Origin of the sequence: Flavivirga amylovorans (assembly GCF_030540875.1) — a bacterium.
Lineage (GTDB): Bacteria > Bacteroidota > Bacteroidia > Flavobacteriales > Flavobacteriaceae > Flavivirga > Flavivirga amylovorans.
In genome coordinates this window covers 481,596-496,675 of sequence record NZ_JAUOEM010000003.1, presented here as the reverse complement: position 1 = coordinate 496,675, position 15,080 = coordinate 481,596, and the positions used below count along the sequence as shown (strand labels likewise).

The following is a 15,080-nucleotide window of genomic DNA, read 5'->3' as shown; positions in this document are numbered from 1 at the left end:
ATAATAAAGTTTTATGCCAAATACATTGAAAAAAGCAGATCTCATTCAACTATTTAGTAATAACCTTAATAATGGTAATACATATAAGTTTCAAATCAAAAAAGAAGGTTTGTTTTCTAATATATTCTTTATTGTATTTTAATTTATCTGGAATAATGGTATTAATGAAGAAATCTTCAGGGTCTTCTGCTGCTTTTAAAAGCTCTACCTCATTCCTGTATTTTAGCGAAGCTAACCCTGTAATACCTGGTCTGACAGAAAAAATCCGCATATCATCTTCATTATAAAAATTCACATAATACCTTAATTCTGGTCTAGGCCCTACAAAACTCATATCTCCTTTTAAAATATTTATAAGCTGAGGAAATTCATCAATTTTATAGCGTCTTAAAAAATAGCCTACTTTGGTTATTCTGGAATCATTATTTCCTAAAGTAAGCAATCCTTTATTTTGAGATTGCACGTGCATAGTACGAAACTTAAAAATATTGAAATCTATATTATTTTTGCCAACACGCCCTTGAACAAAAAGAACAGAACCTTTTGAATCTAATTTAATTAAAAGAGCTATTAGTATTAAAAAAGGGGAGAGGATTAATAATCCTAATATAGAAAAAACAACATCAAAACTACGTTTAAGGATCATTATCTAATCTATTTTTAAATTAGTAATGGTAGCAATGCTATCACAATTTTCAACAATGAGAATAATGGCTTTCTTTTTGAACTCTCCTTCAACATTATATGTGCCACATGGCTTTTGTCTTGCATTACTTTCGGAAAAATTAATATTTCCCTTTTTTAAAACATAATTTATTGCTGTAGAGTCTAAATTATTAAGTTTTAAACCAGATTGGATATGATCACTGTAAATAATTTTCTTTTGTCTAATATTTTTTAAAACTCTGGCGTCTGGACCATAGCTGCATGAGGTTTTTTTACCGTTTAAAAAGAAAGCTAAAATTATTAATCCAATAGAAAACCCGCCTAGATAATAGCCAACGCGTTGTATAAGTTTCATTTAATGTGTTTAGTGAAATAAATCAAGATCAGAATCGTAATCAATTAAAATATAAGCAAATTAACATCGCTAAAATCTAAATCAAACCAATCACCAACAGATTTACTAGTTAAAATTCCGTGGTAAAAATACAACCCATTTTTTAAACCTCTATCAAATCTTAAAGAATTTTCTATACCACCATCCTCGGCTATTTTCAATAAATAAGGTGTGAAAATATTGCTTATGGAAACAGATGCTGTACGAGAATATCTGGCAAGAATATTAGGAACACAATAATGAATCACATCATGTTTTATAAATGTAGGTTTTTTATGTGTGGTCACTTCGCTAGTTTCAAAACAACCTCCCATATCTATACTTACATCTATTATGATAGCACCTTTTTTCATAGATTGTACCATAGCATCAGAAACTATTACTGGCGCTCTATTTGTTCCGCGTATTGCTCCAATAACAACATCGCAACGTTTTAAGGCTTTGGTTAAATTTTTTGGTGTTAGTGTAGATGTGAAAAACGGCCTACCCAAATTGGCTTGTATTCTTCTTAATTTTGTAATAGAATTATCGAAGACTTTTACATCTGCTCCAAGTCCTATAGAACTTCTAGTCGCAAACTCACCAACAGTCCCTGCTCCTAGTATAACAACTTTTATAGGAGGAACACCACTAATATTACCAAACATGAGTCCATTGCCATCTTTAGCATCAGATAATAACTCTGAAGCAATTAAAACAGAGGCAGTTCCAGCAATTTCACTTAACGATTTCACAGCAGGGTAGGTTCCGTCTCCGTCTCTTATAAACTCAAAGGCTAACGCAGTGACACGTTTTGATGCCAGTGCTTCAAAATATTTTTTTGACTGCGTTTTAATTTGAAGCGCAGATATTAATATCGTTTGAGGATTAATAAGCTTAATTTGATCTATGCTGGGGGGCTCCACTTTAAGAATCATAGGGCATGCAAAAACTTTAGCTGTGTCTTTTGTGATCTCAGCACCCGCTTCACTATAGTCTTTATCACTAAAACTAGCACCATGTCCTGCTCCAGATTCAAGTAATACTTTATGCCCATTACTTACCAAAGCAAACACGGCATCTGGTGTTAAACATACACGTTTTTCTTGAAAAGCAGTCTCTTTAGGTATGCCTATAAATAATTCTCCCTTACGCTTTAGTAATTCAAGGGTTTCTTCTTGCGGTAAAAGCTGCTGCTTTGTAAAAGGCGAGAGTGGTTTTGACATGGTTAGATTTAATTAATAAAAAATCAAATTACAAATAAATTTTCTATTGTTAATGCAAACTGAAAATAATTATTTTAGTTTTTTAACAGTTGTCAAAAATAGATATATAGTTTTGAGTTTTTGTAAGAAAAAAAATATAATAATTATAATTTTCCTTAAATTGTTTTAAATTAATTATTTATAAGTTTGCACTATCAAATATAACTATGATTAAAAATTTATTTTATCATTTTATTCTGCTACTTTCTCTCTCTTCTTTTTCCCAAGAATATAGATTAAATGGATATGTTAAAGATGGTAATAATAAACCAATAGCATATTCTAATGTTCTAATTACCAGCTTAGGTAGTTCGAAAATGGCGAATGGAACTTCTACAGATGAAAAAGGTTATTTTATAATAGAAAACCTAAAAGCGGGGGATTATATATTAAAGGTTAGCTTCCTTGGGTTTAAAGCGTATTCTACCAGAGTTGAACTTGATAGAAACATTCATTTTGATACTATAATACTTGAAGATAATTTAGAAACACTCGAAGGAGTAACTGTAGTTGCAAAAAGACCAACCGTTAAGCGCATGGTAGATCGTTTGGTTTTTAATGTTGAAAACTCTACACTATCAAATGATAATGTTTTAGATGTTTTAAAACATACTCCAGGTGTATTGGTTCATGATGGGGCTATAACCATAAAACAATCGACACCCACGATATATATAAACGATAGGAGGGTTCACTTATCTCCAAGTGAAGTACAACAACTTTTAGAAGGCACCTCCGCTACTAATGTAAAATCTATTGAAGTTATTACAAATCCGCCTGCAAAATACGAAGCAGAAGGTGGCGCTGTACTTAATATAATAACCAGTAAAAACATTATTGCAGGTTATCACGGAAGTGTATTTGGAAATTATAAACAAGGTTCTGAATTTCCTAAATATTCACTAGGGACTAGTCATTTTTTTAAAACAAAAAAGCTTAGTACTTATATAAACTACAATGTTAATCCTAGAAAAGATTTTAGGCATAATAATGAATCTATAAATTTTATAGATAACAATAATCAAAATACTTCAAGTTGGGAAACAGATTATAAAAGAGTGCGCAAAACTTCTAACCAAAACATTAATGGTAATATTGACTATAATATAAATGAGCGTAATAGCCTAGCTTTTTCAACAAGCATGCTCATTGCTCCTAGAGACCAAACCAAAACATCTATTAACTCATTAACTGAAGTTTTTAATTCAAATGAAGTTTTAGATTCTACTTTTAATACTATTAATAAATTAGTCGATGAAACTTTTAACCTAGCCTTTACACTTGATTATGTTCATAAATTTAAAAAAGAAGGGGAGAAGCTTTCTATTAGTGCACATCATACGAACTACGATTTTTCGAGTTTCCAAAACGTCGATACCGATTATCGATTCCCTGATAATACACCTATAAGAAGTAATAGGTTTCAAACGTTTTCGAGTCAAGTCATAAAATTATACACAGGTCAAGTAGACTATGAATTGCCAATAAGTGGTTCATCACAATTTGAAGCAGGAGGGAAGGTCTCTAATATTAATTCAGAAAGTGTTTTAAATCAGTTTATTTTTGAAAATGACGAAAAGATAGAAGACTTTCAAAATTCAGACACCTTTTTATACGACGAAACTAATTATGCAGCCTATATAAGTTATTCAAAAGATTGGGAGCATTGGAGTTTTAAATCTGGATTAAGAGCAGAGTATACTGATATTAAAGGAAATTCATTGTCAACGAATCAAAACAGTGATAATGATTATCTGAAATTGTTTCCATCGTTTTATTTATTACATAAATTAAATGATGATAATAAGTTGTATTTTAATTATAACAAGCGCATTCATCGACCTAGATATAATCAATTAAACCCCTTTAAATATTTCTTAAATGATAATGCATATAATACAGGGGATCCAGATTTAAAACCTCAAATTGATGATGTTTTCACTCTTGGATATACATTAAATGCCAAATATACTTTTGAGATTTACTATCGTACTGAAAATAACCCAACCTTAGAAATTGTATTTCAAGATAATGATGACAATGTCTTAAAATACATTAACACAAATATTAATAAAAGTGTTTCTTATGGATTGGACTTCACAACCTATACGAGGTTGGCTAATCGTTGGAATTTATATATATTATCATCGTTTTTTTATTATGACAATCGATTTTTTGCATTAGAAAGCAATAATGAAATAACTACTAACGATAAATGGTCTTTATATGGACAATTCGTTAATTATTTTTCCTTTTTAAAAGATAAGAGTTTAACTGCAGACGTTTCTTTTTTATATATTTCTCCAGTGGCTGATGGCCCATCCATAACAAGCAATAGATCTGGATTAAATATTAATTTGAGAAAAATATTTTTAGACAATAGAGCGGCTTTAAGTATTGGTGTAACGGACATTTTTAATACACAAAACTTTACAAAAATGACCAAATATTTAAATCAAGATATATTTTTAAATTCCAGGATAGAAAATAGATTGTTTACATTAGGGTTTCATTACAACTTTGGAAACTTCAGATTAAATACCAATAAAAAAGAAATTGAATTACAAGAAAGAGATAGACTAAATAATAACTAAAAATATTCTTTTATTTTGCCCCAAAAGTTTTTAGGGGATATTTTAAATTCTTCTTCCAACTCTTCCAGAGATTTATTTGCTTCATTAATTTTATTAAAAATACGAGCTCTAATGAGGTAAATTGATGGTATAATAATGGCCATTATTGGTATTAAATAAATCAACTGATTAGTATCTATATACTTTATCTCTTCATTTAAAGTACCAAATATTTGATACGTAAACATTGCAATAGGCACCAAAAGAGCATGATACCACCAATGTCGACATGTGAAAAACCAAATAAACAATAAAAATAAAGGTATTAGCTTGCCTGTGAAAATCCACATAGCAACATTTGCACTCTCAAAATGTCCACTGTTATATGTAAACAAAAAAGTGTTCCAAATTTTTGTATTTGGAACACTTTCATGCAAATAAAATAAATAAGGGGTTATAGCTATTAAAGTAGCAATTATACTACCAGTTACTATATTCTTATTATCTGACGTTCGTTGCTTTGATTTTCGATTTGTCAATTTTTGCTGTTTGTTCTCCATCTTGGTTGTAAGCATCAGCAGCTTGAGCCATAAACAACATTCCTCCGAAAATCGCGATTGCGATTAAGTACTTTTTAGTTTTCATTTTAAAGGGATTTATTAATTAATATACCCAAATGTAACTAAAGGCTATTTTGAAGTATGTCGCGAAATGTTAAAAAAATGTTAAAATCAAACATTGTTTAAATTTACAATGTGGTTTTCCCGTAAAACTTCAAAATTCGGAGTACTTTTTCTGCTATTTATTTGTTTAAGCTAATGTTATGTTAGTAATTTGCTTGTTAATTTAATTTTATAATTCTATGATTATCAGAATCTAATTTTAAATTAATTCTATCAAAACGATCATTTAGAATGGGTTCTATTTTTTCTGGCCATTCAATTAATTTCCAATGTTCAGAATCTAAATAATCTTCTATTCCAAAATTGTAGGCTTCCTCTAAATCATGTATTCTATATAAATCGAAATGATATATTTTATCATTATTTAACTGATATTCGTTAACAATAGAAAATGTTGGACTACTAACTTCATCATCACTACCTAAAACTTTTACGATGGTTTTTATTAGTGTTGTTTTTCCAACTCCCATATCTCCATAAAATAATAATGTCTTAGTTTTTGCATTTTTAACTACTTGTTTTGCAATATTTTCGACATCATTTAATCCAAAATTAATTTCCAATTTCATAAAATTTTACACACAATTATAATCATAAAAAATTAAAAAAGCAACAAAAATACGCATTTAATCGTTGTTTTTTGCTTTTTATAGATTATTTTGGGTTAAATACGACAAAGGGAATAATCATTTCTTCAAGCGACACGCCTCCATGCTGATACGTATTTCTAAAATAACTAACATAATGATTGTAGTTATTAGGATAAGCAAAAAACAAATCACTTTTTGCAAAAATATAAGAACTACTCATATTAATAGAAGGTAAGTGAGCTTCTTTTGGGTTTTTAAAGACCAACACATCCTTGTCATCATAGGTCAAACTCCTCCCGGTTTTATAACGAAGATTTAAACTTGTGTCTCTATCTCCAATGACTTTGGAAGGGTTCTTAACATTAATAGTACCATGATCCGTTGTTAGAATAAGTTTAAATCCTAATTGTTGAGCCTGCTGTATCATATCCAGAAGAGGGGAATTTTTAAACCAACTTAATGTTAAAGACCTATATGCTTTATCATTTGAAGCTAGTTCTTTAACAACTTCCATTTCTGTTTTAGAATGTGATAACATATCAACAAAATTGTAGACAACAACAGTTAAATCATTGTTTTTAAGTGATTTGAAATTATCAGCTAGTTTTTTACCATTTTTTAGATTTGTGATTTTGTGATAGTCATAATTCAAATGAGTTAACCCTAATCGTTTCATCTGTGTATCTAAAAAGTCGGCTTCATGCATGTTTTTTCCACCATCATCAGTGTCATTTTTCCAATATTCTGGAAATAATTTTTCCATATCACTAGGCATTAATCCAGAAAAAATGGCATTACGGGCATACTGAGTTGCCGTTGGCAAAATACTAAAAAATGCGTCCTCTTTAATCTTTTTATAATAATTGTTAATAATGGGTTCAAAAACTTTCCATTGGTCATAGCGTAAATTGTCAATAACAATTAAAACCGTAGGCTGCTCTTTACTTATCTCAGGAGCGATTTTTTCTTTAAAAAGAGTATGTGACATTATTGGAGATTCTGTGTTTGGCTCAAACCAATCAGCATAATTCTTTTCTATAAATTTCCCAAACTGAATGTTTGCCTCATTTTTTTGAGACTCTAAAATTTCAAACATGCCAGGATCCTCAATGTCTTCTAACTGAATTTCCCAATAAATAAGTTTTTGATACAGATTCACCCATTCCTCGTAAGAATTAACCATAGATAAATCCATGGCTATTTTTCTAAATTCCTGTTGATAGTTTGAAGTCGTTTTTTCAGATACTAACCGAGAATTATCTAAGTTTTTCTTTAAACTTAATAATATTTGATTAGGATTTACGGGCTTGATAAGGTAATCTGCTATTTTATTACCAATGGCCTCTTCCATAATATACTCTTCCTCACTTTTAGTAATCATAACCACAGGAAGGTTGTCTTGCTTTTCTTTTATTTCATTTAAAGTTTCAAGACCAGTAAGTCCAGGCATATTTTCATCTAAAAATACAATATCGAAACTTTTTTCATCTATAACATCAATAGCTTCTGTACCACTCATGCATTTTGTAACTTTATAATTACGTTGTTCTAAAAACAGAATATGAGGTTTTAGCAAATCGATCTCATCATCTACCCAAAGTATTTGTATTGTATTCATTTAAGTGTTTTTAAATAGTCTTGTATTAGTAATTGTTTTTAATAATGTTCTTATATATAGACTACATATAATTATATTTGTGTCTATATAAACATTAACTTTTCAAGTTTGAATAAACTTAAAATCTTAAACGACCCAATTTACGGATTTATTACCATTCCAAATTCGCTTATTTTCGATTTAATTCAACACAAATACTTTCAGCGTTTAAGAAGGATTACCCAAATGGGAATGTCTTATTTGGTTTATCCAGGCGCTCACCATACCAGATTTCATCATGCCATAGGATGTGTACATTTAATGCAGCAAGCTGTTAATGTACTTCGTTTTAAGGGAGTTATGATTTCTGAAGAAGAAGAAAAAGGACTTTACGTCGCTATATTATTACACGATATTGGTCATGGTCCTTTCTCTCATGCCATGGAACATAGTATTGTAAATAACGTGTCTCATGAAGATATTTCTTTGCTTTTTATGGAGCGATTAAATAAAGAATTTAACGGAAGTTTAACGCTTGCTATTCAAATTTTCAAAGGTGAGTACCCTAGAAAATTCATGTGTCAGCTTATTTCCGGGCAACTAGATATGGACAGAGCTGATTATTTAAAAAGAGATAGTTTTTATACAGGAGTTGCAGAAGGCAATATAAATAGTGAGCGATTAATAACAATGCTTAACGTTGTTAATGATGAATTAGTTGTTGAAGAAAAAGGAATTTATAGTGTCGAAAAATTTATTGTTGCAAGACGCCTTATGTATTGGCAGGTTTATTTACATAAAACCGGATTAGCAGCAGAACAATTATTAATTCGAGTTTTAAAGCGCGCTAAAGAGTTATACAATAGAGGGGTTAAGCTGGAAGCCAGCAAGGCTTTACTGTTCTTTTTAGAAAATAAAATATCTATTGATGATTTTAGTAACGATATACTTGACGTTTTTTCTCAATTAGATGATTACGATATTATATCAGCTATGAAAAACTGGCAATATCATAATGATTTTGTTCTTAATCATCTAAGCAAAATGATAATTAATCGAGATTTGTTGAAAGTAAAATTAAAAAAGAAAGAAATAAAACAAAAAAGCCTTGAAAAACATATTCAAAATTTAATTAACGCCCATAATATAAGTGAAGAGGAGGCAGAATATTTTGTATTTACGGGTAAAATCTCTAATCAAGCTTATCGATTAAAACATCAAGGAATAAACATTTTGCACAAATCTGGAAAAATTGAAGATATTGTTAAGGCTTCAGATCAACTAAACCTTAAGGCTTTATCTAAACCAGTGACAAAATATTATATATGTTGCCCTAAATAAACACTGTAGTAATTTTTTTATTATTTAAAAAAATTACTACAGCAAAATGCTACAAATGTTTACAGAAAACAATAAGCATCTGTACATGAAAAACTTTAGTACATTTTTCCTATTTTTGCGTCAATCAAACAAAAACTACAAACTTTTCAGTGTGAAATTTACAGCACAACAAATAGCGGAAATATTAGAAGGTGATATTGTTGGCGACCCAAATATGGAAGTTTCAAAATTATCTAAAATTGAAGAAGGAACTCAAGGATCTTTGACATTTCTATCTAATCCAAAATATACGCCATATATATACTCAACAAAAGCTTCTGTAGCAATAGTAAACAAAAGCTTTGTTCCCGAAAATGATATTAATACCACATTAATCAAAGTTGAAGATGCTTATGCTGCTTTTTCTAAAGTACTTGAGTATTACAATATGGTTAAACTTAACAAAGTAGGCATTGAGCAACCTTCCTACATATCGGAATCTGCAATATATGGTGATAACGTCTATGTTGGAGCATTCTCATATATAGGTAAAAGTGTTTCAATAGGAAATAATGTTAAGATTTTTCCAAATGCATATATAGGAGATAATGTGACTATTGGAGATAATTCCATTGTTTTTTCTGGAGCCAAAGTTTATTCAGATACTATTATGGGAGATGCATGCGTCATAAACTCTGGTGCAATCATTGGAGCTGACGGATTTGGTTTTGCTCCAAATCAAGATGGTAGTTATAGCAAAATCCCTCAAATTGGGAATGTTATTTTAGAAGATCATGTTGATGTGGGAGCTGGAACCACTATAGATAGAGCAACTATGGGATCTACAATAATACGAGAAGGTGTTAAATTAGATAATCAAATTCAAATTGCACATAACGTAGAAATAGGTAAACATACCGTTATAGCAGCACAATCTGGTGTTGCGGGTTCCACTAAAATTGGTGAATATTGTCAAATTGGAGGCCAAGTAGGCATCGCTGGACATATCATTATTGGTAATAATGTTAAAATACAAGCTCAATCTGGAATTGCAAGAAATGTAAAAGATGACGAAATACTGCAAGGATCTCCAGCATTAGCATTAAGTGATTATAACAAATCATATGTGCATTTTAAAAACTTACCTAAGATTGTAAAAAATATTAATGATTTAGAAAAAAATAAATGGGAATAGTTAATACTGAAATAAAGCAAAGAACCATTAAAGGTGAAATCTCTTTAACAGGTGTCGGCTTACATACAGGAAAAGATGTTACTTTAACTTTTAAACCAGCTCCTGCAAATTCTGGATTAGCTTTTAGAAGAGTTGATTTAGAAGGGACACCAATAATTGAAGCAGACGCTAATTATGTTACCAATACACAACGAGGTACCTGTTTAGAGAAAAATGGTGTAACAATTCAAACTTCAGAGCATGTACTTGCTGCATTAGTAGGATTAGATGTTGATAATGCTATTATTGAGTTGAATGCTTCAGAACCTCCAATTATGGACGGATCATCTAAGTTTTTTGTTGATGCTATTGAAAAAGCTGGTATCATAGAACTTGATGCTTTTAGAGAAGAGTTTGTAATTACTAATATTGTTTCATATACTGATGAAGAAACAGGGAGTGAAATTTTAGTTATGCCTTCTAAAGAATACCAAATAACTACTATGGTAGATTTTGGTACTAAAGTTTTAGGAACACAAAATGCTACTTTAAATAAAATTTCAGATTTCAAAAAAGATATTTCAAATTCACGTACGTTTAGTTTTTTGCATGAAATAGAAATGCTTTTAGAGCATGGGTTAATTAAAGGAGGCGATCTTAATAATGCCATTGTTTATGTAGACAAAGCATTATCTCCAGAAACAATGGAGAAATTAAGAGTTGCTTTTAATAAAGATTCTATTGCTGTAAAGCCAAATGGTATTTTAGATAACCTGACTTTGCATTACCCAAATGAAGCAGCGAGACATAAATTACTTGACGTTTTAGGAGATTTAGCTCTTATAGGAACAAGAATTCGTGGTAAAGTAATAGCTAATAAACCTGGCCATTTTGTAAATACACAATTTGCTAAGAAGCTGTCTAAAATAATTAAAAATGAACGTCGTAATAACGTGCCAAATATAGATTTGAATCAGCCGCCTCTAATGGATGTTAATCAAATTATGGCAATGTTACCTCACAGACAGCCTTTTTTGTTAATAGATAAAGTTTTTGAGCTTACAGACAACGCTGTTATTGCTATGAAAAACGTGACTATGAACGAGCAGTTTTTTGCTGGTCACTTCCCAGGAGCTCCAGTAATGCCTGGTGTTTTAATCGTAGAAGCCATGGCGCAAACAGGAGGTATTCTAGTGCTTAATACCGTTCCGGATCCGGAAAATTATTTAACCTTTTTCATGAAAATGGATAATGTTAAGTTTAAACAAAAAGTAATCCCAGGAGATACGCTAATATTTAAATGTTCGTTAATTACTCCTATTCGCCGCGGTATTTGTCACATGCAAGGTTACGCCTATTCTAACGGTAAACTTTGTGCAGAAGCAGAACTAATGGCTCAAATCTCTAAAGTTAAAAAATAATATGAACCAACCACTAGCTTACGTTCACCCAGGAGCCAAAATTGCTAAAAACGTTGTAATAGAACCATTTACAACCATTAATAATAATGTAATAATAGGTGAAGGAACTTGGATAGGAAGTAACGTAACCATTATGGAAGGTGCCCGTATTGGTAAAAATTGCAATATTTTTCCTGGTTCAGTTATTTCTGCAGTTCCACAAGATTTAAAATATAATGACGAAGACACGACTGTAGAAATAGGGAACAATGTTACTATAAGAGAATGTGTAACTATTAACAGAGGTACAACCGATAGAATGAAAACAGTTATCGGTAACAACTGTTTAATAATGGCATATTGCCATATTGCTCACGATTGTATTGTTGGTGATAATTGCATTTTCTCTAATAACAGCACACTAGCAGGTCATATAACAATAGGAGACTATGTTGTTTTAGCAGGTATGACTGCTGTACATCAATTTGTATCTGTAGGTAATCATGCCTTTGTTACCGGAGGATCTTTGGTAAGAAAAGATGTGCCTCCTTATGTAAAAGCAGCTCGTGAACCTTTATCATATGTTGGTATAAATTCAGTAGGCTTAAGAAGACGTGGATTTACAACAGAAAAAATAAGAGAGATTCAAAATATTTTTAGAATCCTTTATCAAAAGAATTATAATAATACACAAGCTTCAGAAATTATTGAAGCAGAAATGGAAGCAACACCAGAACGTGATGAAATTCTTCAGTTTATTAAAAATTCACATAGAGGTATCATGAAAGGATATTTCAAATCAAATTAATTAACGATTACACAAAAAATATTTTATGGCAACTACAAGTGATATTAGGAATGGATTATGCATTAAATATAATAATGATATTTATAAAATAATAGAATTTTTACACGTAAAACCTGGTAAAGGCCCTGCTTTTGTTAGAACGAAAATGAAAAGTGTTACTAGTGGTAAAGTTTTAGACAACACCTTTTCTGCTGGTCACAAACTAGATGATGTACGTGTTGAAACCCATAAATTTCAATTTTTATATAATGATGGTGAGTATTATCATTTTATGAACACTGAAGATTATACGCAAATTCAATTGGTGGAATCTGCATTAGATAATCCTGGCTTAATGAAAGAAGGAGAAGTTGTAACGGTTATTATTAATTCTGAAGACAATATGCCACTTTCAGTAGAAATGCCTGCAAGTGTTATATTAGAAGTAACAGCAACAGAACCAGGAGTAAAAGGAAACACAGCAACCAATGCAACAAAACCTGCTACTGTTGAAACTGGAGCAACTGTTAATGTCCCTTTATTTATTAATGAAGGAGACAAAATAAAGGTTGAAACAGATAAAGGAACCTATAAAGAACGTGTAAAGGAATAATGTATAAATGAAATTTCCTAAGCCACACACTTTAAAAAACATAGCGCAATTAATTGGTTGTAGTTTTGTTGGTGATGATGATTTCTCTGTTCTGGGAATGAATGAAATTCATGTCGTAGAACCAGGAGACATTGTTTTTGTAGATCATCCTAAATATTACGATAAAGCACTTGATTCTGCTGCAACGATCATTCTTATTAACAAAGAAGTGACATGTCCTCAAGGAAAAGTATTATTAATTAGTGATGATCCCTTCAGAGACTTTAATAAACTCACTAAGCATTTTAAACCCTTTCAATCTGCTAATAGTCAAATATCTAGCAGTGCAATCATTGGCAAAAACTCAGTAATACAACCCAATACTTTTATTGGTCATAATGTCGTAATCGGTGATAATTGTACGATCCATTCTAACGTAAGTATTTATGATGATGCCATAATAGGAAATAATGTTACCATTCATGCTGGATCAGTTTTAGGAGGAAACGCTTTCTATTATAAAAACAGACCTGAAGGTTATGACCGCTTAAAATCCAGTGGACGTGTTGTTTTAGAAGATCATGTAGATATTGGGTCTGGCTGTACCATAGATCGAGGTGTTACCGCTGATACTAGGATTAAAGAAGGTACTAAAATTGATAATTTAGTACAAATAGGCCATGATACGGTTATTGGTAAAAAATGTTTAATAGCATCTCAGGTTGGAATTGCAGGCTGCGTTGTTATTGAAGATGAAGTAACTATTTGGGGGCAAGTTGGAATTACAAGCGGAATAACAATTGGAAAAAAAGCTGTCATATCGGCAAAGGCTGGCGTTAGTAAATCATTAGAGGGTGGAAAAAGTTACTTTGGAATCCCTGCAGATGATTTTCGATCAAAATATAAAGAAATTGCATCCATAAGAAAGATTCCTGAAATACTTGATAAATTAAAGGAACAAGACAAAAAATAGCACATAGTAATTCTAAAAAGAAAAGTACGTTTTTACTTTAAAATTTTGATACAAAAAATTACATTTGCTCAATTAAATTAATAAAAGACAAATAATCTCCTATGAGTGTTTTAGTAAATAAAGATTCAAAAATTATAGTTCAAGGATTTACAGGTAGTGAAGGGACATTTCACGCTGGTCAAATGATTGAATATGGAACCAATGTTGTTGGAGGTGTTACTCCAGGAAAAGGTGGTCAAACACATTTGGACAAACCAGTTTTTAATACGGTTTTAGATGCCGTTAAAGAGGTAGGAGCAGATACAACTATTATTTTTGTGCCGCCTGCTTTTGCTGCAGATGCTATTATGGAAGCAGCAGATGCTGGTATAAAAGTTATTATTACCATTACAGAAGGTATTCCAGTTGCAGATATGATTACTGCATCCAATTATATAAAAAATAAAGATTGCCGATTAATTGGCCCTAACTGTCCAGGAGTTATTACTCCAGAAGAAGCTAAAGTTGGTATTATGCCAGGATTTGTTTTCAAAAAAGGTAAAGTAGGTATTGTTTCTAAATCAGGAACATTAACTTATGAAGCAGCAGATCAAGTTGTAAAACAAGGATTAGGGATTACTACAGCAATTGGTATTGGTGGAGATCCAATAATAGGGACTACAACTAAAGAAGCCGTTGAATTACTAATTAATGACCCAGAAACTGAAGCCGTTGTAATGATTGGCGAAATAGGAGGTCAATTAGAAGCCGATGCTGCAAACTGGTATAAAGAAAGTGGTAGTAAAAAACCTGTTGTTGGTTTTATAGCTGGAGAAACAGCTCCTGCAGGCCGAACTATGGGACATGCTGGTGCTATAGTTGGAGGAAGTGACGACACAGCCCAAGCTAAAAAGAAAATTATGAGAGCCTGTGGAATTCATGTAGTTGATTCTCCTGCTGAAATAGGTAAGAAAATAGCGGAAGTATTAGGGTAACCTTAATAGTTCTTTAAAATATAAATCCGTTAACTTTTATTAGTTAACGGATTTTTTTTGTATTAAATTAAAAATAGAGGGTAACAAAAATGTGATCATATTGATATACTAGT

The 15,080-nt window shown here is 31.1% G+C and carries 15 protein-coding genes; 8 read left to right on the top strand and 7 right to left on the bottom strand.

All coding sequences use genetic code 11. The features are described from left to right. Positions 1 to 49 precede the first annotated feature (49 nt). The 3 genes from Q4Q39_RS10610 to Q4Q39_RS10600 are packed head-to-tail and all read right to left on the bottom strand — an operon-like array spanning position 50 to position 2,265. Positions 50 to 646: a sugar transferase gene (locus tag Q4Q39_RS10610; protein WP_303282431.1), complete on the bottom strand. Its 597-nt coding sequence runs from the start codon at positions 644 to 646 to the stop codon at positions 50 to 52. 3 nt (positions 647 to 649) lie between these two features. Continuing rightward, positions 650 to 1,021 carry a hypothetical protein gene (locus Q4Q39_RS10605; protein ID WP_303282430.1) on the bottom strand — a complete coding sequence of 124 codons (372 nt, stop codon included), beginning with the start codon at positions 1,019 to 1,021 and terminating at the stop codon, positions 650 to 652. Positions 1,022 to 1,065: 44 nt separating this feature from the next. Continuing rightward, complete coding sequence (locus Q4Q39_RS10600; protein ID WP_303282429.1) at positions 1,066 to 2,265, bottom strand: alanine dehydrogenase; 1,200 nt, start codon at positions 2,263 to 2,265, stop codon at positions 1,066 to 1,068. 206 nt (positions 2,266 to 2,471) lie between these two features. Between Q4Q39_RS10600 and Q4Q39_RS10595 the strand changes: the two genes are divergently transcribed. Then, entirely contained in the window at positions 2,472 to 4,898 is a 2,427-nt protein-coding gene (locus Q4Q39_RS10595) for a TonB-dependent receptor domain-containing protein (RefSeq protein WP_303282428.1), read from the top strand. Here Q4Q39_RS10595 and Q4Q39_RS10590 read toward each other — a convergent pair. The 4 genes from Q4Q39_RS10590 to porX all read right to left on the bottom strand — a co-directional run bounded on the left by Q4Q39_RS10590 (position 4,895) and on the right by porX (position 7,768). Next, on the bottom strand, positions 4,895 to 5,416 hold the full coding sequence (locus tag Q4Q39_RS10590; protein ID WP_303282427.1) for a hypothetical protein: 522 nt from the start codon (positions 5,414 to 5,416) through the stop codon (positions 4,895 to 4,897). The two genes, Q4Q39_RS10595 and Q4Q39_RS10590, sit on opposite strands and share 4 nt — an antisense overlap. Then, on the bottom strand, positions 5,379 to 5,522 hold the full coding sequence (locus tag Q4Q39_RS10585; RefSeq protein WP_303282426.1) for a hypothetical protein: 144 nt from the start codon (positions 5,520 to 5,522) through the stop codon (positions 5,379 to 5,381). Before Q4Q39_RS10585 ends, Q4Q39_RS10590 begins: the two co-directional genes overlap by 38 nt. A 196-nt stretch (positions 5,523 to 5,718) precedes the next feature. Beyond that, a complete protein-coding gene (gene tsaE / locus Q4Q39_RS10580; protein ID WP_345075500.1) occupies positions 5,719 to 6,129 on the bottom strand; it encodes a tRNA (adenosine(37)-N6)-threonylcarbamoyltransferase complex ATPase subunit type 1 TsaE in 411 nt (136 codons plus the stop codon). Positions 6,130 to 6,214: 85 nt separating this feature from the next. Further along, positions 6,215 to 7,768, bottom strand: coding sequence for a T9SS response regulator signal transducer PorX (gene porX, locus Q4Q39_RS10575; protein WP_303282425.1), 1,554 nt, complete (start codon positions 7,766 to 7,768; stop codon positions 6,215 to 6,217). A 108-nt stretch (positions 7,769 to 7,876) separates the two neighbouring features. Here porX and Q4Q39_RS10570 point away from each other — a divergent pair, with 108 nt between their 5' ends. From Q4Q39_RS10570 to sucD, 7 genes are all read left to right on the top strand, one after another. Then, positions 7,877 to 9,088, top strand: a complete 1,212-nt coding sequence (locus tag Q4Q39_RS10570) for an HD domain-containing protein (protein ID WP_303282423.1) — start codon at positions 7,877 to 7,879, stop codon at positions 9,086 to 9,088. A 151-nt stretch (positions 9,089 to 9,239) separates the two neighbouring features. Then, positions 9,240 to 10,262: a UDP-3-O-(3-hydroxymyristoyl)glucosamine N-acyltransferase gene (lpxD, locus tag Q4Q39_RS10565; protein WP_303282422.1), complete on the top strand. Its 1,023-nt coding sequence runs from the start codon at positions 9,240 to 9,242 to the stop codon at positions 10,260 to 10,262. Beyond that, positions 10,253 to 11,662, top strand: a complete 1,410-nt coding sequence (locus Q4Q39_RS10560) for a bifunctional UDP-3-O-[3-hydroxymyristoyl] N-acetylglucosamine deacetylase/3-hydroxyacyl-ACP dehydratase (RefSeq protein ID WP_303282420.1) — start codon at positions 10,253 to 10,255, stop codon at positions 11,660 to 11,662. Before lpxD ends, Q4Q39_RS10560 begins: the two co-directional genes overlap by 10 nt. 1 nt (position 11,663) lies before the next feature. Continuing rightward, positions 11,664 to 12,449, top strand: a complete 786-nt coding sequence (gene lpxA / locus Q4Q39_RS10555; RefSeq protein WP_303282419.1) for an acyl-ACP--UDP-N-acetylglucosamine O-acyltransferase — start codon at positions 11,664 to 11,666, stop codon at positions 12,447 to 12,449. Positions 12,450 to 12,474: 25 nt separating this feature from the next. Beyond that, positions 12,475 to 13,041, top strand: a complete 567-nt coding sequence (gene efp, locus Q4Q39_RS10550; protein ID WP_303282418.1) for an elongation factor P — start codon at positions 12,475 to 12,477, stop codon at positions 13,039 to 13,041. A gap of 7 nt (positions 13,042 to 13,048) precedes the next feature. After that, positions 13,049 to 13,993 carry a UDP-3-O-(3-hydroxymyristoyl)glucosamine N-acyltransferase gene (locus tag Q4Q39_RS10545; protein ID WP_303282417.1) on the top strand — a complete coding sequence of 315 codons (945 nt, stop codon included), beginning with the start codon at positions 13,049 to 13,051 and terminating at the stop codon, positions 13,991 to 13,993. Between the two features lie 101 nt (positions 13,994 to 14,094). Further along, positions 14,095 to 14,967, top strand: coding sequence for a succinate--CoA ligase subunit alpha (sucD, locus tag Q4Q39_RS10540; protein ID WP_303282416.1), 873 nt, complete (start codon positions 14,095 to 14,097; stop codon positions 14,965 to 14,967). Positions 14,968 to 15,080 lie beyond the last annotated feature (113 nt).